Annotated in this window: 15 protein-coding genes; 8 read left to right on the top strand and 7 right to left on the bottom strand. The window is 59.9% G+C overall.

The genetic code is table 11. From position 1 onward, the window contains the following. Nucleotide 1: 1 nt before the first annotated feature. The 7 genes from GM668_RS01770 to GM668_RS01740 all read right to left on the bottom strand — a co-directional run bounded on the left by GM668_RS01770 (nt 2) and on the right by GM668_RS01740 (nt 7,621). Entirely contained in the window at nt 2-1,399 is a 1,398-nt protein-coding gene (locus tag GM668_RS01770; RefSeq protein ID WP_155437207.1) for an FkbM family methyltransferase, read from the bottom strand. Further along, a complete protein-coding gene (locus GM668_RS01765) occupies nt 1,396-2,619 on the bottom strand; it encodes an ABC transporter ATP-binding protein (RefSeq protein WP_155437206.1) in 1,224 nt (407 codons plus the stop codon). Before GM668_RS01765 ends, GM668_RS01770 begins: the two co-directional genes overlap by 4 nt. Then, on the bottom strand, nt 2,619-3,410 hold the full coding sequence (locus GM668_RS01760; RefSeq protein ID WP_155437205.1) for an ABC transporter permease: 792 nt from the start codon (nt 3,408-3,410) through the stop codon (nt 2,619-2,621). Before GM668_RS01760 ends, GM668_RS01765 begins: the two co-directional genes overlap by 1 nt. 97 nt (nt 3,411-3,507) lie before the next feature. Next, on the bottom strand, nt 3,508-4,230 hold the full coding sequence (locus tag GM668_RS01755; protein WP_155437204.1) for a Crp/Fnr family transcriptional regulator: 723 nt from the start codon (nt 4,228-4,230) through the stop codon (nt 3,508-3,510). Nucleotides 4,231-4,261: 31 nt separating this feature from the next. Further along, nucleotides 4,262-4,603: a VanZ family protein gene (locus GM668_RS01750; protein WP_155437203.1), complete on the bottom strand. Its 342-nt coding sequence runs from the start codon at nt 4,601-4,603 to the stop codon at nt 4,262-4,264. Nucleotides 4,604-4,637: 34 nt separating this feature from the next. Then, nucleotides 4,638-5,867 (bottom strand): tetratricopeptide repeat protein, encoded by a 1,230-nt coding sequence (locus GM668_RS01745; RefSeq protein WP_155437202.1) that lies wholly within the window; start codon nt 5,865-5,867, stop codon nt 4,638-4,640. Further along, nucleotides 5,864-7,621, bottom strand: coding sequence for a CHASE2 domain-containing protein (locus tag GM668_RS01740; RefSeq protein WP_229498813.1), 1,758 nt, complete (start codon nt 7,619-7,621; stop codon nt 5,864-5,866). The genes GM668_RS01745 and GM668_RS01740 overlap by 4 nt, the downstream gene beginning before the upstream one ends. 312 nt (nt 7,622-7,933) lie before the next feature. Here GM668_RS01740 and GM668_RS01735 point away from each other — a divergent pair, with 312 nt between their 5' ends. The 8 genes from GM668_RS01735 (at nt 7,934) to GM668_RS01700 (ending at nt 23,462) form a co-directional block, all read left to right on the top strand. Continuing rightward, complete coding sequence (locus GM668_RS01735; protein WP_155437201.1) at nt 7,934-9,343, top strand: FecR family protein; 1,410 nt, start codon at nt 7,934-7,936, stop codon at nt 9,341-9,343. A gap of 453 nt (nt 9,344-9,796) precedes the next feature. Then, entirely contained in the window at nt 9,797-14,347 is a 4,551-nt protein-coding gene (locus tag GM668_RS01730; RefSeq protein ID WP_155437200.1) for a hypothetical protein, read from the top strand. Nucleotides 14,348-14,503: 156 nt separating this feature from the next. Continuing rightward, nucleotides 14,504-16,045: a class I SAM-dependent methyltransferase gene (locus GM668_RS01725; protein ID WP_155437199.1), complete on the top strand. Its 1,542-nt coding sequence runs from the start codon at nt 14,504-14,506 to the stop codon at nt 16,043-16,045. Between the two features lie 240 nt (nt 16,046-16,285). Beyond that, the gene (locus GM668_RS01720) at nt 16,286-18,166 is read left to right on the top strand and encodes a type I secretion system permease/ATPase (RefSeq protein WP_155437198.1); all 1,881 of its coding nucleotides are present in this window, start codon (nt 16,286-16,288) and stop codon (nt 18,164-18,166) included. A 3-nt stretch (nt 18,167-18,169) separates the two neighbouring features. Continuing rightward, nucleotides 18,170-19,528 carry an HlyD family type I secretion periplasmic adaptor subunit gene (locus GM668_RS01715; protein WP_155437197.1) on the top strand — a complete coding sequence of 453 codons (1,359 nt, stop codon included), beginning with the start codon at nt 18,170-18,172 and terminating at the stop codon, nt 19,526-19,528. Continuing rightward, on the top strand, nt 19,525-20,859 hold the full coding sequence (locus GM668_RS01710; protein WP_371868604.1) for a TolC family outer membrane protein: 1,335 nt from the start codon (nt 19,525-19,527) through the stop codon (nt 20,857-20,859). The genes GM668_RS01715 and GM668_RS01710 overlap by 4 nt, the downstream gene beginning before the upstream one ends. A gap of 7 nt (nt 20,860-20,866) precedes the next feature. Beyond that, nucleotides 20,867-21,070 (top strand): DUF6447 family protein, encoded by a 204-nt coding sequence (locus tag GM668_RS01705; protein ID WP_155437196.1) that lies wholly within the window; start codon nt 20,867-20,869, stop codon nt 21,068-21,070. Nucleotides 21,071-21,188: 118 nt separating this feature from the next. Further along, the gene (locus tag GM668_RS01700; protein WP_155437195.1) at nt 21,189-23,462 is read left to right on the top strand and encodes a DUF4214 domain-containing protein; all 2,274 of its coding nucleotides are present in this window, start codon (nt 21,189-21,191) and stop codon (nt 23,460-23,462) included. Nucleotide 23,463: the final 1 nt, after the last annotated feature.

Raw genomic sequence — 23,463 nt, 5'->3', positions numbered from 1 at the left:
ATTATTTCGCTACGGTGGTGGCAGCGCGCAAGCGCTGCAGGTCGGCCAGCACGGTACGCGCGGTGCCGCTCAAATTCATCAGGTGCGGCGGTACTTCCGCCACGCGCACCGTGGACAGTGCCGGCGCCGGCGGATTGATGACGGCACTGACACGGCTTTTCACTTTGCTTTCCAGCGCGGGGAAGCGCGCCAGCGCCTTCAACGCGATACGGCGCACGCGCTCGTTGCTGGCCGCCTTGACGGCAACCTTGCGCACCAGGCCGCGCAGCGCCGCGCGCGGACGCAGGCGCGCGACAAAGCGCAGCGGCGCGGTGCCGCGCCACAGCCAGCTGGAACGGATTTCGATCAGCTGGCGCTCCAGGCTGTGGCCCCACACGCTGGCGCCCTGGCGCTCGGCCTGCGCCTGCGCGCATTCTTCTTTCGCGCTGGCCGCCTCGGCTTGCGCCTCCAGCAACTGTGCGCGCAGCGCATCGGCTTCCGCTACGGCTTCCAGCATGCGCTGGCGTGCATCATTGGCGCTCTTTTCCATGTGATAGCTGTAGCGCTCCGCTTCCAGCTTGCGCTCGTCCGCCTGGCGCAGTTTTTCAAACGCTTCCAGCGCCGGGCCGATCTGGCTTTGCAGCGCTTCCAGGCGCTGTTCCAGCGTGCCGCGCGCTGCATCGGCCTGTTGTGCAGCCTTCAATGCGGAATCGCAGTTTTGCCACGCATCGTGCAGGTGGCGGCTGATAAACGCATCGAACACGTTGGCTTGCACCGACAGCGCTGGCAGCAATTCCGGGTGTTCTTCCGCCACGTAGTAGCGGTTCAGGCCATCGAAGTAGGCGAACGTATAGCGGTGCTGCGTCAGCAAATGTTCCCAGTCCTCGTGGTCGGACTCCTGGCTGTTCGGACGGATGGCTTCCACCAGCACCACCCACGGGCGCCAGCGCTGGAAGTCCATGCCGCGCAAGACATCGCCTTCCCAGCCTTCCACGTCGACTTTCAGGAAGTGGATATCGCCGCGCGCATGCTCGGCGCAAATCGATGCCAGCGTGCGCATCGCCACCGTGGTTTCCACCACGTCGGTGCCTTGCGCACGGTGTGCGGCGGCGACATCCGGGTCGACCGAGGCCCAGCCATTGACGGCAGGCGTGTCGTACAGCGTGATGCTGCCATCGGTGGCGCCGGCCGCGATGGCCAGGTTGACGTCGCGCGGACGGTCGCGCAGGAATACTTGCACATACGACGGCATCGGTTCGACATTGATGCCCCACCAGCCGGCGTCATAAAACGCCTTGGTGACGGAATGCTCGACCGGGTCGTTGGCGCCGACGTCGATATAAAAGCCGTTCTTGATGTGGCCCAGCGCGCGCCACAGCAGCACGTCTTCAAAATTCTGGGCGTAAGAGAGGAAAGTCATGGGCGTTGAATCTCAATGTGCGGGTCCAGCCAGGCGCTGCCCTCGAAGTGGGGGCGGCGCATGTTCATGACCGTAAATACCAGCGCCAGGTCGCGCCATTCATAATTGTTGACCAGGTGGGTGTCCGTGCTGACGATGGCGGTGGCCACCGAATACGTACCCGGTCCCAGGTTCATCGGAAAGCTGAAGCGGTAAGTGACTTCTTCGCCAGGCGCCATATTGTCCAGCGGCAGTTCCTTCAAATGCGTATTGGTGCCGTACATCGGCTGTCCCAGGCGGTCCTTGATCATATAGCCCAGCACCATGCGGGGAATTGGCGCATGGACGCGGACTTTCACTTGCAGGATGCAGTGGCTGCCGACGTCGACCACTTCGGCCCGTGCACCGCTTTCATCGAACAGCGCGATGTCCGCCACCCGCGCTTCGCCGGTGCCGGAAATGGTTTGTACTTTGCCGCTGTCGTGCACGGATTGCTGTACGTTCTGGTTTTCCCGCTCGGCGATCAGTGCATTGTAGTAATCCATGATTTCTTCCGGATTACCACTGCGCGCCAGGCGGCCGCCATCTAGCAGGATGGCGCGGTCGCACACGGACTGGATGGCCTGCTTGTCGTGCGACACGATCAGCAGCGTCGTGCCCTGGTTGCGGAAGCGGCGGATGCGGTCGAAGCTCTTGTGCTGGAAATACGTGTCGCCGACCGACAGCGCTTCGTCAACGATCAGGACGTCGGGGCGGCGCGCGGTGGCCACGCTGAAGGCGACGCGCATTTGCATGCCGCTGGAATACACGCGCACCGGCTGGTCCATGTAATCGCCGATTTCCGCGAACGCTTCGATGTCCGGCATCAGCGCCGTGATTTCATCGACCGTCATGCCCAGCAGCTGGCCGGCCATGTAGACATTCTGGCGGCCCGTGAAATCCGGATGGAAACCCATGCCCAGTTCCAGCAGCGCGGCAACTTTGCCTTCAATGTGCACGCCGCCCGTGGTGGGCTGGGTGGTGCCGGTGATCAGTTTCAGCAGCGTGCTCTTGCCGGCGCCGTTAATGCCGATCAGGCCCACGGCTTCGCCCGGCGCGACATGGAAGCTGATGTCTTGCAAAATCCATTTCAGGCTGTGGCGCGGGCCCATGAAGGGGAGCAGCCATTCGGCCAGGCGCGACCAGCGGGCAGGGTATTGCTTGTACGCTTTACCCAGATGTTGAACAACGATCGCTCCCATTACAGTTCATCCACCATTTCACCCGCCCGTAAGCGGAACAGATACAAGCCCAGCGCGCACAGCAGCAGCGCCAGCAGTGCGGCAGGCGCCAGCGTATTCCAGGCGGGCGCCTTGCCCGTCACCAGGATCTCCTGGCACGCCTGGACCGGCCCGGCCAGCGGGTTCAAGTCCAGCAGCCCCCGCACTTCCTGCGGCACGATGGAAACAGGGTAGACGATGGGCGTCAGCCAGAACCAGAATTGCAGGAAGATGGTGAAGAATTGGCCGACGTCGCGGAAAAATACATTCAAGATGCCCAGCACCAGTCCCAGGCCCACGGCCAGCAGCATCATCACGCCGATGACCGGCAGCAGCAGGGCGAACACGGCGCCAGGGAATTGGCCGGTCAGCAACAGGAAAATAGTAAACAGGCCAAAGATGATGGCGAAATTGGTCAGCGCATTCAGCACCACGATGACCGGCAGGCAAATGCGGGGGAACGCGACTTTTTTCAGCAAATTCGCGTTTTCCAGGAACATGTTCTGGGCACGCGCGAGGATTTCCGAAAACAGGCCCCAAGTCAGGATGCCCGCACACAAATAAATACTGTAGCCATATTGGCTGCTATCGCCCGGCAACTTGCTTTTCATGACTTGTGAAAAGATCATGGTGTAGACCATGATCATGGCCAGTGGGCTGAGAATCGCCCAGGCCGCGCCCAGCATGGTGTTGCGGTATTTGGCTTCGAATTCGCGGCGAACGCTGCCGAGTACAAAACCCCGGTACGACCAGAGCGCCTGCATCATGCCCATTTTGAAAAGCGCCGTGTCGCGGCATTGCCTAAGTTGAAAGGACGGCTATTATAGCGTAGCTCGCCGGGCTTCCCGCAGGCCCTAACAACTTGTCACACTAACCTTGTATCAGTTTTTGCAAGGCGTCCGGATTCTTGATGACCAGCCGGTGCTGTTCTTTTTCCACGATACCTTGTTGTACTAGTGTTAATAACGCACGGGTCACGGTTTCCCGGCTGGTATTAATCATGTTGGCAATGTCTTGGTGGGTCGGCAAGTTTTCCACCACGGTGCCATCTGGCTTTTTCTTTTGCATCAGCGCCAGATAGGTATAGATGCGCTTGGCGGTGTTGTTAATGCTGAGCAGGGCGCGGAATTCGGAATCGCGCTGGATTTTCTGCGCCAGGTGTTGCAGCATCTGGCGCGCCACGGACGGGCTGTGGGAAAACAAATGCATGGCGATCGGCGTGGGCAGGAAGCCAACCAGCACATCGGTCAGCGCCACGACGGACGCCGAGCGCGTAGTGTTATTAATCAGCGCGATTTCGCCAAAGAAATCGCCGGGCGCCAGCATGCGCAAGCCGATCGCACGGCCGTCTTCCGTCACGTCGATCACTTGCAGCTGGCCGCTGAGCAGGAACAGCAGGCCATCGCCACTGCCCCCTTTATGCAAGACGACCTCCCGCTTGGAATACGTGCGGATGCGCAGATTGTTCTTTACCGGCAAGATTTCATCATCGTTCAACTCGGCCAGCAGCGGGATCTTGCGCAGGTGAATTTGGAACGTGTGTTCCTCGGTTGCGGCCGTGTCGGCTTCAGGAGTACGAGGGGTCGGCTTCATGCGCTCGGATAAAAATGGCTGTGACGATGCGTTAGATTACAGCACAGATGGCGCCATAAGCGGCGGAACACAAGGCGGCCGCGGCAATGCCGGCTGCATTGGCAGCGATATCAGGCCAGGAAAAATTGCGGTCCGGAATAAGCTTTTGCAGGCATTCAATGATCCAGCCCGCAACCAGCAAGCCACCCAGGCACAGCAAGATGTCATTACGGTCATGCGCCAGCCGCAGCGCCAGCAAGGTCAGCCCGGCGAACGCGGCAAAATGCAGCAATTTATCGTTCGGCATATTGGCCGGCAGCCACCGGTTCGGCACCAGGCAGCCAGCCACGAGCGCCAGGCCGGCGCCGGCAAGCATCATCCAATCCCACATCATATTTACTGTATTAGTCCTGACGGTGCACAGAACGTTACAGTCCCTGCCATTGCCAGCTTAGTTGCAATTGGCGGTTATTGTACTGAAAGACGGGAATATTTTCCTTGTTTATGACTTGCCGTCCTTCCACGACCAGATATTGGTTGCGGGTCAGCGGCCACGTCATGGTGGCGCGCAACACGTGCGTGGCCTGGTCACGCGTTTCATTCAAGATGCCGGCGCTGTAAACGGATTGGCCCTTCCATTTTTGCAGACTGTACGCCAGTTCAGTCGTTGCGCCGTCTTCATAGCGGCGGCGCCAGGACAGGTTGGCCACAAGCCCGCGCCGGTCGCCGCCGGGACGCAGGTCGGTGGCTGCGTGGTCCCGCTGCAGGCCGATACCGGCCACGACGGAAGTGGCGCCGTTTTGGCGGCTTAACTGGCCGCGCAATTCCGTGGTGGTGGCGTCAAAGTTCTGCAAAGTCACATAACTGGTGTGGCTGATACCGCCCACCACGTGAAATTGCAGGCTGTAGGGCAGGGGCACGGGTGGCCCCACGCGTGCCTGCAACTGGTATTGGCGCTGGTAAAACTTGCTGCCCAGGGTCATGTAGCCAGCCATGGCCGTGGTGCGGGCGGTCCAGCGGCCCCAGCTCCAAGGCGTTTCCACGCCAAAGAACAGGGCCGTGTTGTTGAATTTGCTCAACGTGTCATTGCGCCGGTCTTGCAATTGAATAAAACCCAGCGTGCCATTTTGTGTCAGTTCGCGCAGGTATTCACCAGACAGCATCGTGTACTGATCGTGCTGGGGACGGAACTCCGGCGACAGCGACAAGTCCGGGTGGTCGGACAAGTCCAAGGTGGAACCCTGGTTAACGTTCTGGTCTATGCCGCGCGACAAGGTCACCGTGTACTGGGTAAAGGCGGTGGGGCGGTGGCAGCCATTGCTGCGGGCGTCGGCAATCACTTGCACGATACCTGGCGGCGGATCGAAGCGCTGTTCAATGACGGTGAACAGGCGCTCCGCTTCCTTGGCGCTGCCCAGGCTGCATTGCAGCAGCGCCAGTTCCAGCCACGCGCCCGCATGCAGCGGCACTTCTTCAATAATACGCTGCAGCAAGGCACTGGCGTCGCCCTTGCGGCCTTCCGCAATCGAACGCAGCGCTTCGTCGTACATGCTTTGCGCCGGATCCACCGGCGTGGCCGGCGCTGCAGGCGGCTGTGCCAGGGCGGGCGCCTGCAGCGCGGCCAGCAGCACGATGATGCGGCTATAGCGCAGCGTCATTGCGCCGACTCCGTGACGGGGCGGGACGATGTTGTAGATGGTGCTGGGGCAAGCGTATACAAAGTCGTGGTTTTTTCTTTACCCCGCAACTGGCGTTCGCCCAGCGACAGGAATTGGTGGCGGCGCGCATGCAGGACAGCGCCCTCGCCGATGATTATGTCATGCGGATAATCGCGCGCCGCCTCTTCCAGGCGCGACGCGGTGTTCACACTGTCACCGACGGCAGTATATATACTGCGGAAGCCGGTGCCAAAGTCGCCTGCAAACGCGGGGCCGCTGTCGATGCCGATCCGCACCCGCAATTTGGGGCGTCCCATCCGTTCGCGCTCTGCGCTGAACGCACGCACGCGCTGCACGATGGCGGTGGCGGCGTCCAGCGCCAGGTCGGCATGGCCCGGCGTTGGCAGCGGGGCGCCCCAGAATGCGACCAGGCCGTCGCCTGTGTATTTGTCCAGCGTGCCGCCAGCGGCAATCACGGGACCGGTCAGGCATTCGAGGAAATCGCGCGTCAGCTGGGCGGCATCGGCCACAGGCAGCGATTCCACTTGCGTGGTATAGCCTTCCATGTCGGCAATCAACGTGGTGATTTCCAGGTGGCGCGGCGCCAGCGGGTCGTCGATATCGCTGCGCAGCAATTGTTCGACCACGGCTGGCGCCACATATTGACGCAATGTATCCAGTAAGTGGCGCGAGCGGCGCTGCGTCTGTTGCCAGTGATACGGGATCGCCACCGTCAGCAGGAATAGGTTGCAGGCCACCGGGCCGCCGGGAGAAAACAGCGCGTCATGCGGCGTGATGACGTAGGCCAGGCCCAGCCAGGCCACGGTCAGCCCGGCCAGCAAGGCTGCGCCCAGCACCGCGGGCAGGCGCGGCAGCGCCCACATGGCTGCCGCCACGCACAGCGCCGCATACAGGCTGGCAATCCAGCGCCCCGGCCAGGCGGCCGGAGTGTGGCCTTGTTGCATATCCAATAAGGTGGACAGCATGGCGGCCTGGGCGCCCAGGCCCGGACGGTTGGTGCCCAGCGGTGTCGTCACGCGGTCCGCCAGGCCCAGCGACGATGAACCCACCAGTACCAGCCGTCCGCCGGCGCTGTCGGGGACGATGCGCTCCTTGAGGATATCGGCGGCGGACACCACGGTATAGGCTGACCAGTCGCGGAGGTAATCAATCCGATGCATGCCGGATGGAATCGGCGATAGTCCGCCGCCGCAGCAGCGCAGCAGCGCCACGCTCAGCGCCGGATATAACTTGTCCTGGTACGCCGTCAGCAGGGGGAGCCGGCGCAGCACGCCGTCCGAATCGGGTATAAAGCCGATGTTGCCGATATGGGGCACGTATGTCCACGCCGCCTGGTTGGCGATATAGCCGGTGGCGGTGGCGCCGGCTGCCGCCAGGTCGCCGGCAATGGCGCCGCCGATATGGCCTTCCTGCAAATTCAAGGGGCGCATGACGCTGTAATCAAATGCCTGCGCCAAGACCAGCGGGCCATGCTGGGCAAGCATGCCCAGGCGCAAATCGCCTTCCACGTCGGCCGCATTCTGGAATACGATGTCCAGCGCCACACCTTTGGCGCTGTACGTGGTCAGCAGGGTTTCGACCAGGTCGGCCATGCGCGCGCGCGGCCATGGCCATGGGCCCAGTTCCGCCATGCTTTGTTCATCGATGTCGACCAGCAAAATGCGTGGATCCGGTGCTGTCGTCTGTTGTAACTGCACATAGCGGTCACGCAACCATTCATCGGCAAAAGCCATGCTCCCCGGCGGCAACATCCATTGCGCCCACAAGGCCAAGATGAGCGCGGGAATGGCAATGCCTGCGCGCGCCATAGCGGGCGGTATGCGCCAGAACAGGTTAGTGAGCGCTTCCTTCAAGGGCGGGAGTCAGGGAAAGTTGGTTCGCGACAGAGCAAACAAGGCGACAGTATATCTTGTTGGAAATTGATCGGCAGGCTTTGCTACAAAGTGTAACCATTGTAGGGCCACGCAATCCATTTCCTGGAGAATGTGACGGCGGTCACCGCATTTTGTCGTGTGGGAGGGATAATGCCCACAAAGGGGAAGATCATGTTACGTCCAATCTATGCCGCCGCCAGCCTTGTTCTGTCGGCTTTTGTCGCTTCGTCCGCTTATGCGGGAGAAGCTGGCCGCATTATCCTGGTAGCCGGTTCGGCCCAGGTCGGTGATCGCGCCGCAGTGCTGAATGCCCCGGTGCAAGAAGGCGACATGCTGGTGACAGGCAAGGATGGCTATATATATGTGAAGACCATCGACAATGGCCTGTTTATTGTGCGCAACTCCAGCAAGGCGCGCATCACGGCTTACCATGTCGACCAGAAAAATCCGCAAAATACCCGCGTCAAGCTGGAGTTGCTGAGCGGTACCGCCCGCAGCCAGTCCGGCGAAGCAGTCAAATTGGCGCGCCAGAATTTCCGTTTCAATACGCCGGTGGCCGCCATCGGCGTGCGCGGCACTGACTTCACAGTATTTACCGACCAGGATACGTCGCGGGTTACTGTGTTGTCCGGAGGCATTACCATCAGTGGCTTTGATGGCGGCGCCTGTCGTCCTGACGGGATTGGTCCCTGCGAAGGTAGTGCGGCGCGTGAACTGTCCGCCATGCAAAAAGGCGTGCTGATGCAATTCCGCCGTGGCCAGAGTGCGCCGCAACTGTTGCCAGAATCCAACATCAACATGCCGCCAGACGCGATTGCGCCGCCGCGTTCGGATGAACCGGGCCGTCAGGGTGGGGCTGCGGCGGTGCCGGTCCCAGGCCAGCCTGACCTGGAAGTGCATAAAAACGCGGCGCTGCAACAGGTGGCGTCGACCGCCAAACCTAACGAACCAGGCAATACTGGCGGGATTGTGACGGTGCCGCCGGTGGAGCCGAAGCCGGTCGATCCAGTGGTGACGCCACCGGTGGTGACGCCGCCTGTGACGCCGCCCGTGCCGGAAGGCCAGATTGTTTGGGGCCGCTGGCAAGCGGTGCTGGATCAGCCGGCGCAGCTGGATTTTGTTACCGAATCGGCCAAACACTCTACACCGATCGCCACGAATAAATATTTTGCACTGATGCGCAGTGCAGGGCGGGAATATACGGTGCCGGAACGTGGTGAAATCGGCTTCACCCTGAATAAAGGGGAGGCGTACATGCTTAGTGACAACCCGTCGATCCCATTGCAGGCTATGACACTGGAAAACGGTTCGCTGAATCTTAATTTCGACAGGCGCACGTTTACCACGGCATTTGACTTGGTCAGCCCAAGTGAACGCCTGGCCATGAAGGCCGCAGGTGACGTGGCGTATGACGGCCGCTTTGTCGCGGACGCTGGCCGGGCCAATACGATGTCGGTGAATGGTTTGCTCAGCTCGGAAAAAGGCGGTGCTGCGGCTTACCTGTTTGAAAACCGTTTCGAGGGCACGCGCCGCACCGTATATGGCGCAACCTATTGGACAGCAGCACCGCCCACTAAATAACCCGCTCCTGTCCGACGGGCCTGTACCGCTTTGCGGCGGTATGGGCCCGTTTGCATTGACGCGCCTGCAGTGGTGCGTGACGCATATCTGCAACGCCTGCCTCATCTTACATTTTCTTACGAAATTCCAGCTATCAAGATATAAGCTAACTGATGTCGTCTTGTTAAGTTAATTTGGCTGGCAAATTTGGTGAAAAGTTAAGTAAAACCAGGCTCTACACCCTGAATACCCCATAACTTCCGCGATTCTTGCGTTGCATGCAAAGTTCCCAGATAATGGCCCGCCGTTTCATTATTAGTGAACTTTTTACTACTACGCAGCGGAACTTTGAACATTTGTGATGGCCATCACATCGGCTCGCAATTGCATCTGACATCATTCGCTTCGTTAGATTGCAGTGGCTACCAAATGTTCTGCAAGTAACTCTATCAAATCATCCTTTAGGAGCTTTAAATGGGTATCTACGCTACTCAACTGCAACAACTGTATGTTGCGTACTTCAACCGTCCAGCCGACACCCTCGGCCTGGCATACTGGGAAAACGCTATCGCCACCGCTGTTGGCTCGGCTCCTACCCCAGCTAAAGTGCAAGCTGCTCTGGACTCGGTAGCCGCTGACTTCGGCAAATCGGCCGAATACCTGAACCTGTTCAAGGGCAAAACCAACACCGAGAAAGTTGACGCCATCTACGTCAACCTGTTCGGCCGTAAGGCAGAACTGAAAGGTGGCCTGGACTACTGGGTACCGCTGCTGGATTCCGGCCGCATCACCATCGATTTCGCAGTAAAAGTTATCGCTGAATCCGCTCTGAAGAGCGAAGGTTCGGACAAAACTTCGATCGAATCGAAAGTTGCCGCTGCTGAAGCGTTCACCGCTCAGCTGGAAAAAGTTGAAGGCGGCGTAGTTGCCTACAACGGCGACGCTGCTAACGCAGTGGGCAAAGCCTACATCACCAGCGTGTTCGACGCTGCATCGAAAGCCGCGGCAATCACCGCTGTTAACTCCACCGTGCAAGACGTGGTTGCCAAGACCGATCCTTCCCTGGCTGCTTCTGTTGCTGCACAGAAAGCTTCGGAAAAAGCTGTTGCTGACGCTGCTGCCGCTGCAACCAAAGCCGCTGACGCTGCTAAAGCTGTTGACACCGCCAAAGCAACCCTGGCTGCTGCAACCAAAGCCGCTGCTTCGGACGCTGACGACCTGACCGCCAAAGCTACCGACGCTAAAGCTACCGCTGACGGCGCTGTTCAAACCCAGAAAGATCAAGTTGCCCTGATCGACAGCCTGAAAGCTGACCTGAAAGCTGCTCTGGACGCGAACGACCTGACCAAGTACAACGAAATCAACGGCAAGCTGGGCGCCGCTAACAACGCGTTGGCCTTCTACAACGAGCGCGTTACCGTTACCGCTAAAGCATACACCGACGCTAAAGCCCTGGCTGACGCCGCTGTTAAAGCTGACGCTGACCTGGTGACCGCAACCTCCGGCCTGGCTACCGCTGTTTCCTCCGCCAGCACCGCTGCTGCCGCTGCTACCACCGCTGCTGCTGACGCGCAAACCAAAGCTGCTGCATTCGCTGCTGCTGCTGACAAGACCGCGATCTCGAGCGACAACGTTGCTGCTGCTGCACAAGTTGCTAAAGCTGCTGACTCCGTTAAGACCGCTGGCACCGCTGCTGCAACCGTTGACGTGATCGTTAAATCCAACGAATACGACGCTGCCAAAGCAATCGCTGACACTTCCGCCGGCACCCTGGCAACCGCTGCTGCCGACGCTCTGGCTGCTGTGAACGCCATCAAGACCGCTGAAACCCAAGCTGCTGCTGTTGTGAAAGCCACCGCTGAAGTTAAAGCTGCAACCCTGGCTAAAACCGACGCTGACGCTGCTAAAGCTGTTGCTGACAAGTACAACGCTGCTGCTGTTGCAACCGCGGACAAAGGCGACGACGACGCTGCCGCCGCCGCTGCTAAAGCTGCTGCTGCCGCTGCTGACGCTGCCGCCAAAGCGGTGGACCTGGCTAACGCACACCTGAAGACTGCAACCGACGCAGAAGCCACCTTCAAGACCATGAACTTCACCCTGACCGTGGGCGCCAACAACGGCACCGCGTTCACCGGTAAAGCTGGTAACGACAACTTCGACGCAAGCACCCTGAACACCCTGTCGGCATTCGACGAGCTGGAAGGCGGCGACGGCACCGACACCCTGTTCGCGCTGGTGGATACCGCCACGCTGCCAGGCCTGATCAAGATCAACAACATTGAGAAGGTTTCGCTGAACTCCACGAAAGAAGGCTTCACCGTGGACGTGTCGAACTTCAAGGGCATCACCGACCTGACCGTCAACGATTCGAAAGCTGGCGGTGCTGTTTCCGTGACCGGCGTTGAAGCTACCACCAACGTTTCCGTTGCTGCTACCGGCGCTTCCGCTACCGACACCATCACCGTAACCGGCGGCCTGAAGCAAACCGTTGCCGCTTACGGCGCAGTGACCCTGTCCAAAGCAGCTGGTGAAATCGACGCAACCTCGACCAACCTGGCCGCAGCTACCTCGACCATCGATGGCGGCACCAACGTCAAGTACACCGCTACCGGCGCAACCAACAGCGGCGCCATCACCGTTGGCTCGACCACCGCTCCTACCGGCACCGTGACCATCGCTGAAACCGTGACCCTGACCGCTGGCGGCGCAGCAGCTGGCGCGATCAACGTGACCGGCGGCACCGTTGTGTCCGTGACCGAAACTGCAACCACGACCGGCAACGGCGCTGGCGTGACCCAGTCCGCAGTGAACGTGAACGGCGGCGCGAAAACCACCACCGTTTCCATCAAGGAATCGGCTGCTGTTACCGGTAAAGCTGAAGTGTTCAAAGCAACCTTCAAAGCAATGGCTGCTGGCGAAACCGTGATCTTCGACGGCTACACCCTGACCGCTCCAGGTGGTGGCTACACCGCTGCTCAAGCTGCAACCGCATTCGTTGCTGCTTACACCGCGACCACCTTCACCGCTGCTGACGACCTGGCTGGCGGCGTGACCTTCACGGCAAAAGTTGCTGGCGCAATGGCCGACAAGACCACCGCTGACTTCACCGGCACCGCTGGCGTGGCTTCCGTGGCAGCTCCAACCACCCAGGGCGTAACCGGCCTGGCTGGCGGCACCATGACCGTGACCGACGCTAACTCCTCGTCCGCAACCACCGCCAACACGATCACCTCGGTGACCCTGTCCGGCTTCGGCGCTGGCTCGGCTGTTAAGTCGAACGCACTGACCACCCTGTCGCTGGCTAACTCGTCGAAAGACGTAACCGTGACCGACAACGGCACGACCGCACAAACTGCTCTGGCTGTGACTGTTGACAAGCTGGCCTCCGGCGCCAAGCTGACCGACGCAACCGTGAAGACTGTGACGATCACCACCGCTAACAACGCTTCGTCGATGGCTCTGGCTGCTGCTGCCGCCACCACCGTGAACGTTGCTGGTGACAAGGGCCTGACCCTGAACACCACTGGCGCTGTCTACACCGCGTTGAAAACCGTGAACGTATCGGGTTCCGCAGCGCTGACCGCTGACCTGAGCGGCGCGGCTTCCCTGACGACCGTTGCTTCGACCTCGTCCGGCAAGCAGACCCTGACCCTGGCTAACACCGCCACCACCGTGACCACCGGCGCAGGCAACGACAGCGTCAAGTTCACCGGCGCATTGGGTGCTACCGCCAAGGTAACCCTGGGTGCAGGCGACGACACGCTGACCATCGGCGGTATTTCCGCAGCTGGCGCAACCATCGATGCTGGCGCTGGCACCAACACGCTGGCTGTTGTAGACGGTTCGTACCTGACCGGCGCAGTGACCTACTCCGGCTTCCAGACCCTGGCAATCGGCGGCGGCACCGGTGCCTACGACCTGGCTAACGTGGCATCGTCGTTCAACGCTGTTACCGTGAACTCCGCTCTGGCTGGCGCAGCAACTGTTTCGAACGCATCGGCTGCTACCGCCGTATCGTTCACCGCAACGGCTTCGACCAACCTGGCAACCACCAACGGCCTGACCTACTCGCTGAAGGATGCTACCGGCACCACCGACAGCACCACCTTCACGCTGACCGCTGTTGACGGCGACAACGATGGCGTGGCCGCTGGCCAAGTGACCGTTGCTGGCCTGACCATCAACAACGCCATCGAAACCGTGAAACTGGTTTCCGCTGTGACCAGCGCTGACGTTGACGATACTTCGACCGTTGCTGACGAATCCGTGGCAGCCACCGCTTACCAGAACACCATCACGGCACTGACGCTGAATGCTGGCACGACCACCCTGGACGTGACCACCGGCACCAAGCTGTCCGTAGGCACCCTGGCAGGCGCAAGCGGCCTGGCAACCCTGAAAGTGGCAGGCGCTGGCGCCTTCACCCTGACGGCTGCTACCGCCACGAACCTGGCTTCGGTGGATGCATCGGCTTCGACCGGCAAGATCACGCTGAACGCAACCGCTACCACCAAGGCAATCAGCTACGTTGGTTCGGCAGGCGTGGATGACGTGACCGTTGGTACCGCAGGCAGCTCGATCTACTCCGGCAAAGGCGCGGACAAGATCACCCTGAACACTGGTGTTGACACGATCGTTCTGAAACTGGCAACCGACTCGTTCATGACCGACAACCAGACCACCAAGGATGGCAAAGTGTCGATCGCTAACGATACCGGCTACGATGAAATCATCAGCTTCGGCACCGGCACCGACAAGATCGACGTTACCAACCTGGGCTTCACCGCTGCACAAAAAGGTCTGGTTGACGTGTCGGCTAAAGTGGCTGCTGCTACCGACCTGACCAGCATCGCTAACCTGTTCGCTGATACGGCAGGTAACCGCGGTGTGGCCGTTTCGGTTATCGCTGGTGACTCCTACGTGTTCGTTGACGTGAACAAAGACGGTAACTTCAACGCAGCTAACGACATCGTCGTGAAACTGACTGGTGTAACCGGCCTGAACTCGACCGACATCGGCTTCTAATCCAAGCTTTCGGGGGCGTCCCGCCCCCGTGTCGTGTTGCAAAAACCCTGGTCCGCTTCGCGGGCCGGGGTTTTTTTCTTTGTATCGCGCATCGCTTGAGGACGTAACCTGCTAGCATTGTTTTTTTATCAAAACAATCTTGTATGGAGGCAGTGCATGAGCTGGACCGGCGGATACGTATCTGACATCGAATACACAGGCGGTTATTACTCGGAACAAAATCCGGTTTTGCTGAATTTTGCCGCCTTGCTGGAAGGCTTTGAGCCGGTGGCGGCGGGGCAGGAATACACTTATTTCGAGCTGGGCTTCGGCAAGGGCCACACCGTCAACCTGCTGGCGTCAGCCAATCCGCTGGGCCGGTTTTATGCGGCCGATTTCAATCCCGCGCACGTGGCGGGCGCCCGCGCGCTGGCCCAGGCGGCGCAATTGCCGAACGTGACGCTGCTGGAAAACAGCTTTGCCGAACTGGCGCAAGGCGCCGTTGAACTGCCGCAGTTCGACTACATCACGCTGCATGGCATTTATACGTGGGTCACCAGGGAAAACCAGCAATGCATCGTCGACTTCATCGCGCGCTACCTGAAGCCGGGCGGCATTGTCTACGTCAGCTATAACGCGATGCCCGGCTGGTCGTCGGTGCAGCCGCTGCAGCGCCTGCTGGTGGAATATGGCGACGCCTTCCCCAACCGCAGCGACGTGCAGGTCAGCCATGGCGCTGAATTCATCAAGAAACTGGTGGCGACCGACGCCGCCTATTTCCAAGGCGGCGGCACCCTGCAAGTCCGGCTCAAGGGCTTGAACAGCCACCACCCGAATTACCTGGTGCATGAATATATGCACAAGCACTGGCAACCGATGTATCACGCGGACGTGGCGCGCGATTTCAGCGAAGCCAAGCTGGATTATGTTGCGTCGGCGGATTTGCCGATGGCTTACAACAAGCTGTACTTGAATGACGAGAAGCAGGCGCTGGTCGATACCTTCCCGAATTCCGCCATGAAGGAAACCATGAAGGACTATTACCTGAATACGTCCTTCCGCAAGGATATCTATGTGCGTGGCGCACGCCACCTGCCGTCATTGCGCCGGGCAGCGATGCTGCGCGAATTCGGTCTGGCGCTGATCATCCCGCGCGATGACGTGAAGCTGGACTTGTCGCTGGGTATCGGCAATATCAGCGCCAAACCTGAGTTGGCCTTGCCGCTGTGCGATGCGCTGTCGCGCCGTCCCCATACGCTGGCGGAGCTGGAAGCCTTGCCTGCACTGCAAGGGCGCAACCTGGAAGATATCGTGCAACTGGCGGCGCTGTTGACGGCGTCACGCCAGACCGTGCTGTATCACAGCCGCCATGAAACCTTGCCCACGGACGCGGTGCAGCGCATGAATGTGGCCATTGCCGCCGACACGCGCTATGGCGACGAGTGCCACTTCATGGCGTCCGCCCTGACTGGCGGCGCGATCACGGTGGGCTTCCTGTCGCGGCTGGCGTACTGGCTGCTGGCGGGTGAGCGGATGGAAGCTGAACCGCGCGCCTTGGCTCAGGCAGGTTGGCCTATCCTTAAGGCGCAAGGGCGGGTGATGGTCAGAGACGGTAATAAATTAACGGAAGACAGTGATAACGTGGCGGAATTGCAAGCGCGGATGGAAACAATCGTGCGTGAAGAAGTGCCGATCTGGCGCAAGTTGAAGATGCTGTAACGTTGTGACAGAACAGGGCGCCCTTCACGGCGGGGCGCCTTGTCAGCTGTGCTGTTACCCGCGCTGTTACCCGTGTTGTTACCTTTGGATACAACATTCCCGCCGCCCGCCTTTATAAAAAATGTGACGCAGATCACATTTTTTGCCGCTTTTCGGCGATAATGTCTCGTCTTTGATGACTGGGGGTGCACGCATCCCTTGCGCCTGCCCCCTCTCTGTATCGAGCAAGTCTCAACTCACATGAAAAAATTATTGAATCCGAAAAGCGAAATCGAACAGGTACTGTTGCGGTTTAAGAGCACGTTTTATACGGTGGGCGCCTTCAGCGCCTTCATCAATTTGCTGATGCTGACGCCGTCGCTGTACATGCTGCAAGTCTATGACCGCGTGCTGGGGAGCCAGAATGAAATTACGCTGTTGATGTTGACCCTGATCATGCTGGGTGCGTACCTGCTGATGGGCGCACTGGAACTGATCCGCAGCTTCGTGCTGGTGCGCGTGGGCGCCAAATTCGACATGGAATTGAACCGCCGCGTCTATACCGCCGCGTTCGAGCAAAACCTGAAACAGGCCGGCGGCAATGCCGGCCAGGCGCTCAGCGATCTGACCAGCCTGCGCCAGTTCCTGACCGGTAACGCGCTGTTTGCTTTCTTCGATGCGCCATGGTTCCCCATCTACCTGATCGTCATTTTCCTGTTCCAGCCTTCGCTGGGCATCTTTGCACTGTGCGGTACGGTGCTGCTGGTGATCCTGGCCTATGTCAACGAACAAGTGTCGCGCGAGCCGCTGTCCCAGGCCAATTCGATGGCCATCGCTTCCAGCCAGCTGGCCACCAATAACTTGCGCAATGCGGAAGTCATTGAATCGATGGGCATGCTGCCTAACCTGATGAACCGCTGGTTCAAAATCCACGGCAAATTCCTGCACTTGCAGGCGGAAGCCAGTGAAAAGGCGGGCCTGGTGGGCGCCGTGACCAAGTTTGTGCAAGTGTCGCTGCAATCGCTGGTGCTGGGCTTTGGTGCATTGCTGGTGCTGGAACAAAAGATTACCCCGGGTATGATGATTGCCGCGTCTATCCTGGTCGGCAAGGCGCTGGCCCCGGTGCAGCAAGTGATTGGCGTATGGAAGAGCTGGGCCTCGACCCGCAGCGCCTATGAGCGCTTGAATGCGTTGCTGGCTGCCAATCCGGCACGCGAAGCTGGCATGCCGCTGCCCAAGCCTCAAGGTCAATTGACGGTGGAAGGGGTGATCGCGGCGCCACCAGGGTCTAAAGTGCCACTGCTGAAAAACGTCAGCTTCGGCATCATGCCTGGCGACGTGCTGGGTGTGATTGGCCCGAGCGGCGCCGGTAAATCCACGCTGGCCCGCCTGATGGTCGGTATCTGGCCGGCGCAGGCTGGCAAGGTGCGCCTGGACGGCGCGGATATCTTCCACTGGAATAAAGGTGAACTGGGTCCGAGCATCGGCTACTTGCCGCAGGATATCGAATTGTTTGCCGGTACCGTGGCGGAAAATATTGCCCGCTTCGGCGAAGTGGATGCGGAAAAAGTCGTGCTGGCGGCCAAGCGCGCCGGTGTGCATGAAATGATCCTGCGCATGCCGGACGGCTACGACCACAAGCTGGGCGATGGCGGCGCCGGCCTGTCCGGCGGCCAGCGCCAGCGTCTCGGCCTGGCGCGCGCCATGTACGGCGACCCGTCGCTGATCGTGCTGGATGAACCGAACTCCAACCTGGACGATGTCGGCGAGCACGCACTGCTGCAAGCCATTGCGGACTTGCGCCAGCATGGCAAGACCATTGTGCTGATTACGCACCGTACCAGCGCGATCGGCATCACGAATAAATTGCTGCTGCTGCGCGACGGCGCGTCGGAAATGTTTGGCCCGACGGACCAGGTGCTGCAGGCATTGAAGAATCAGCAGGCGCAGGCGCAGCAACAGCTGGCCCACCAGCAGGCGCAAGCCCAGGCTCAAGCGCAAGCCCAGGCCCAGGCCCAGCAGCAAGCAGCACAGCAGCAAGCAGCCCAGCAAGCAGCCCAGCAAGCTGCGGCCCAGCAAGCCGCGCTGCAGCAGGCGCACATGCAGGCGGCCGAAGGCCAGCCGAAGACGGAACAGGAGTAAATCATGAAATTAATCGATCGCAAGGCTTTGGCCACCGACGTGGTGGCGCATGACGTCGACGCGGAAACCGTGCACACCGATGCCCGCGCCTACAGCCGCCTGGGCTGGCTGATTGTGCTGGCCGGTGTGGTGGGCTTCCTGCTGTGGGCCACGTTTGCACCGCTGGACAAAGGCGTACCGATGTCCGGCAATATCGCCAAGGAAGGCAACCGCAAGTCCGTCCAGCATTTGTCGGGCGGCACCGTGCAAGACATCCTGGTCAAGGATGGCGAGCAAGTCAAAAAAGGCCAGGTACTGGTGCGCATGAATGGCGTACAAGTCAACGCCCAGGCGGAAGTGACGAAATCCCAGCTGTTCACGGCGCGCGCCACGGAAGCGCGCCTGATCGCGGAGCGTGACGGCAAGGGCGCCCCGGTGTTCCCGCCGGCGCTGAAGCAATACCAGCAAGACCCCCGTGTGGTGGAAAACGTGGCGCTGCAAAACCAGCTGTTCGCCACCCGCCAGGCATCGCTGCAAAGTGAACTGGGTGCTTTTGAAGAAAATATCGCCGGCTTGAAATCCCAGTTGGCCGGGGTGGAAGCGTCGCGTGAGAGCAAAAAGGAACAGCAAGCCATCTTGAAAGAACAGGTGGATAACTTGCGCGACCTGGCCAAGGACGGCTATGTGGCGCGTGCACGCCTGCTGGAAGTGGAACGCAACCTGGTGCAAGTCAAAGGGGCGATTGCGGAAGATGTCGGCACGATTGGCCGCTTGCAGCGCCAGATTGCAGAAACATCGATGCGCCGCTCGCAGCGCATGCAGGATTACCAGAAGGAAGTGCGTACCCAGCTGGCCGACGTGCAGCGTGAAGCGACGGCGCTGACCAACCGCCTGACGGCGGAACAGTATGCGGTGGAAAACACCGACGTGGTGTCGCCGGTCGACGGCGTGGTGATGGGCATGACCGTGTTCACCAAGGGTGGTGTAGTGAGCCCTGGCTTCAAAATGATGGATGTGGTGCCGCTGGACGATGCGCTGGTGGTGGAAGGCCGCCTGCCGGTCAACCTGGTCGACAAAGTCCATGTCGGCTTGCCGGCAGAATTGATTTTCTCTGCCTTCAACAGCAATACCACGCCGCACATTCCTGGCTCGATCATCAAGGTGTCGGCCGACCGCCTGGTCGACGAGCACACCGGCCAGCCGTATTACAGCGTGCTGGCAAAAGTATCGCCGGAAGGCTTGAAAATCATGCAGCACAAAAAGATGGAAGTGCGTCCAGGTATGCCGGTGGAACTGTTCGTCAAGACGGGTGAGCGCACCATGATGAATTACCTGCTGAAGCCTATCTTTGACCGCGCCAAATCATCGATGACGGAGGAGTGATTTTGAAATTCCTGCGAACCAAACGCGGCCTGCTGGCGCAGGCGCTGGGCGCTGTGATGGCGCTGCATGCTTCCGGCGCCAGCGCGCTGGATTTGATGCAAGCGTATGAAGCGGCCCTGAAAAATGATCCGCAGTACCGCGCCGCCATCTATGCCAACGAGGCGGGTGCGGAAAACCGCATCCTGGGACGTTCCGGATTGCTGCCCAGCCTGTCTGCCAGCGTCAGCGGCAGCAAGAATAAAAGCGACATCACGACCACCACCACCCGCCACGAAGATTACACCAGCAAGAGTACGGTATTGCAGTTGCGCCAGCCGGTGGTGAACTTCGATGCGCTGGCCCGCTACAAGCAGGGTGTGCTGCAATCCGAGCTGGCCAGTGTCGCTTTCCTCGGCGAAGGGCAGCAAGTGGCCTTGCGCGTGCTGGGCGCCTATGTGGACTTGCTGTTCCGCCAAGACCAGCTGGATGTGGCCGTGCGTGAACGGGACATGTTCATCGAGCGCATGAAGGTCAATGACCGTCTGTTTACGAAAGGCGAGGGCACCCGTACCGACATGCTGGAAACCCGCGCCCGCCTCGATGTGGCGGAAGCGGCCGTGCTGGAAGCGCAGGATGCGGTGGCCAGTGCGCGCACCACGCTGGAAGGCGTGATTGGTGGTCCCGTGGACCAGGTGGCGCCGTTGGGCGCGCAGTTCAACTTGCGCAAGCCTGAGACGCAAAGCTTTGATTCCTGGCTGCAAAAGGCCAAGGAAAACAACTTCGAAATCCAGAGCCGCCGCCTGGGTGTCGATATCAGCCAGCAGGAAATCAACAAGCAGCGCGCCGGCCATTATCCGCGCCTGGACGTGGTGGCGTCGCTGTCCAACAGCAAATCCGAATCGATCACCACCATCAACCAGGATTACAAGACGAAGAGCGTAGGCTTCCAGCTCAACATTCCGATTTATAACGGTGGCGCCGTCAGTGCATCCACCCGCCAGGCGGTGGCCAACCGTGAACGCGCGAAGGCGGAATTGCAGGCGGAAACGGACAAGCAGACGCTGGAATTGCGCAAGGATTATGACCAGCTGGTCAGCAGCGCTGCCCGTATCACCGCGCTGGAAAAGGCGGTCGAGTCCGGTAAATTGCTGGTGACAGCCACGGAGCAAAGTATCCGTGGCGGCGTGCGCATCAACCTGGACTTGCTGGATGCCCAGCGCCAGTTGAGCGTGACGCTGCGCGACCTGGCGCAAGCCCGCTATACGTACATCCTCGCGTATGTGAAATTGCGTGCTGCCGCCGGCATGCTGCAACGCGATGACGTGCGCGAAATGGCCGCGTATTTCCGTTGAGGTGCTGATGGACGAACAAGAAGAAGTCACGATAGATGGCGTCAGCTACCGCGTGGATGAACTCAGCGAGGAAGCCCGCACGCAAGTGACGAATATCAAGTTTGTCGACAACGAAATCGCCACGCTGAATGCCCGGCTGGCGGTATATGCCACGGCACGCAAGGCTTATGAGAATGCCTTGCGTCTTGCAATGCCCCGCTCGTTGCAATAGTGAATCAGGTAGTGGGGCTAAGATAATTCCTACTTCAAATAGGAATTGTTTTAGGCATACAATGAAAAGGCGCTGATGAGCCGCTTGAGCTTGCTGCGCCCTTCATTGTGGAGTCGCCATGCCATCGCCCAGTTCCGCCAGCACTACCACCAAGGTAGCCCAAACTTCCCAACTGATCATCAATGCGCTGCTGGCAGGAGAGAAATGGGGAGGGGCGGCCGGTACCGGCGTGATGCTGACGTACAGTTTTCCGTGGGCTGATAGCGGCTTTGCCACGTTTTCCGGCCCGGACAGCAATACGGCGTATTCAGAGAAAGCGGAACAAAATGCCGCGACCGCTTCCGGGCTGACCGCGGTCCAGCAAACGGCGGCAGTGCGGGCCCTGGATGCATGGGCCTCGGTGGCCAACCTGACTTTTACCAAATCTGCCGATACCTCGGCCACAGTGGGCGACATCCGCTTTGCATGGTCAAGCAATGTGGATCCCAACTCATCGGCCTGGGCGTATTACCCGGATGCGACCTACCCGAGCGGCGGCGACGTCTGGCTCAGCGCAGGCAATGCGCCTACCGTTGCAGGCACATGGAATGTCGGTGATTATAATTTTTACACGCTGCTGCATGAAATCGGCCATGCGCTGGGCTTCAAGCACTCGTTTGAAGACACACCGGTACTGACAGGCGCGCAGGATACGCAACAGTACACGGTGATGTCGTATACCAACGGCGCGCACAGCAAATACGGCTATATCACGACGTCGGGGAACAGCCGCACGTACCATACCCAAACCATTGTGCCGGACACGCCGATGGTCGATGATATTGCCGCCATCCAGTACCTGTACGGCGCCAATACCCGCTACAAGACTGGCAATGACACGTATACATTCGACCCTGCCACACCGTTCATGCGGACCTTATGGGATGCAGGCGGCACGGATACGATTTCCGTTGCTAATTTCACCAAGGGTTGCATGATTGATTTGCAGGCTGGCCATTATTCGAAAATCACCATTGAGTCCGCGTCCACGGATGGCTTCAACTTTAGCGGATCGGCGCCGGTGATTACCTACGATGGCACGGACAACCTGGGGATTGCATTTGGCTGCGTCATTGAAAACGCGGTGGGCGGCAGCGGCAACGATATCCTGATCGGCAATGACGCCAATAACAACCTGACCGGTGGCGCCGGCGACGATACACTCGATGGCGGCGCCGGCAGTGATACTGCAAGTTTCAGCGGATTATCGACGGCTGCCACCATTACCTATGATGCCGTCACGACCAAGGCGCGCATCGTCACGGCGGGCGGCGGCGCCGACACGCTGACCAATATCGAATTTGCCGCCTTCAGCGACAAGGTGGTGGATTTGCGGACGCTGGGCGGCGCGGATGTGACGGCGCCGACGGTGTTGACGTTCAATCCGGTGGATGGCGCCACCGGTATCGCGCTGAACAGCCATATTGCCCTGACGTTCAGCGAAACCGTCAAGCGCGGTACCGGCACGCTGCAGTTGCAACTGGTGAACGGCACGCTGGTGGAAAGTTTTGATGCGGCCACCAGTTCGCGCCTGATTGTCAGCGGCTCCACGTTGACCGTGGACCCGACCGCAACGCTGATGGGGGACCAGCAATACAAGCTGGTACTGGCAGCCGGCAGTTTTACTGACTTGGCCGGCAACAGCTACGCCGGCACCAATACCTATGACTTCAAGACGCGCAGCGCGCCGGCGGCGCAGTCCGGCGCCATCATTGGCACAGCAGGCGACGACGATTTACTCGGTGGCAGCGGCAACGATACGGTGACCGGCAGTACCGGCAGCGACTGGATCGATGGCGGCGGCGGGCTGGACGTGGTGCGTTATGCCGGCGCGCGCAGCGCTTTCACGGCGTCCCGCAGCGGCGACAATTTCCTTATCGATAAAGCCGGTGGCGGCACGGATGTGCTGACCCATGTCGAGCGGGTACAGTTCAACGATGGCGCGATCGCGTTCGACACGGGCAGCGATGGCGTGGCCGGCAAAGCCTATCGGATGTACCAGGCCGTGTTTGACCGCGCGCCGGACCAGAGTGGGTTGGGTTTTTGGATCAACACATTGGACCAGGGCATCAGCCTGACGACGGTGGCAAGCGGCTTTGTCAGCAGCGATGAATTTGCCGCACGGTATGGGGGCGCCAATCCCACCAATATTGACTTCATTTCCAAGCTCTACAACAACATCTTGCACCGCGCACCGGAGCAGACCGGGTTTGAGTACTGGCTTGACGTGCTGACTCGAAATTTGTCGCCGCGGGCGCAAGTGCTGGCCGATTTCAGCGAGTCGTCTGAAAACCAGGCCATGGTGATCGGTTCGATCACCAATGGCGTGCATTACATTCCCTATACGGGATAAG

The sequence above is a fragment of the Pseudoduganella ginsengisoli genome (genome assembly GCF_009720865.1).
GTDB classification, from domain to species: Bacteria; Pseudomonadota; Gammaproteobacteria; order Burkholderiales; family Burkholderiaceae_D; genus Rugamonas; species Rugamonas ginsengisoli.
Note: the sequence above shows the minus strand (reverse complement) of the source record. Positions and strands in the feature narration are given on the sequence as shown.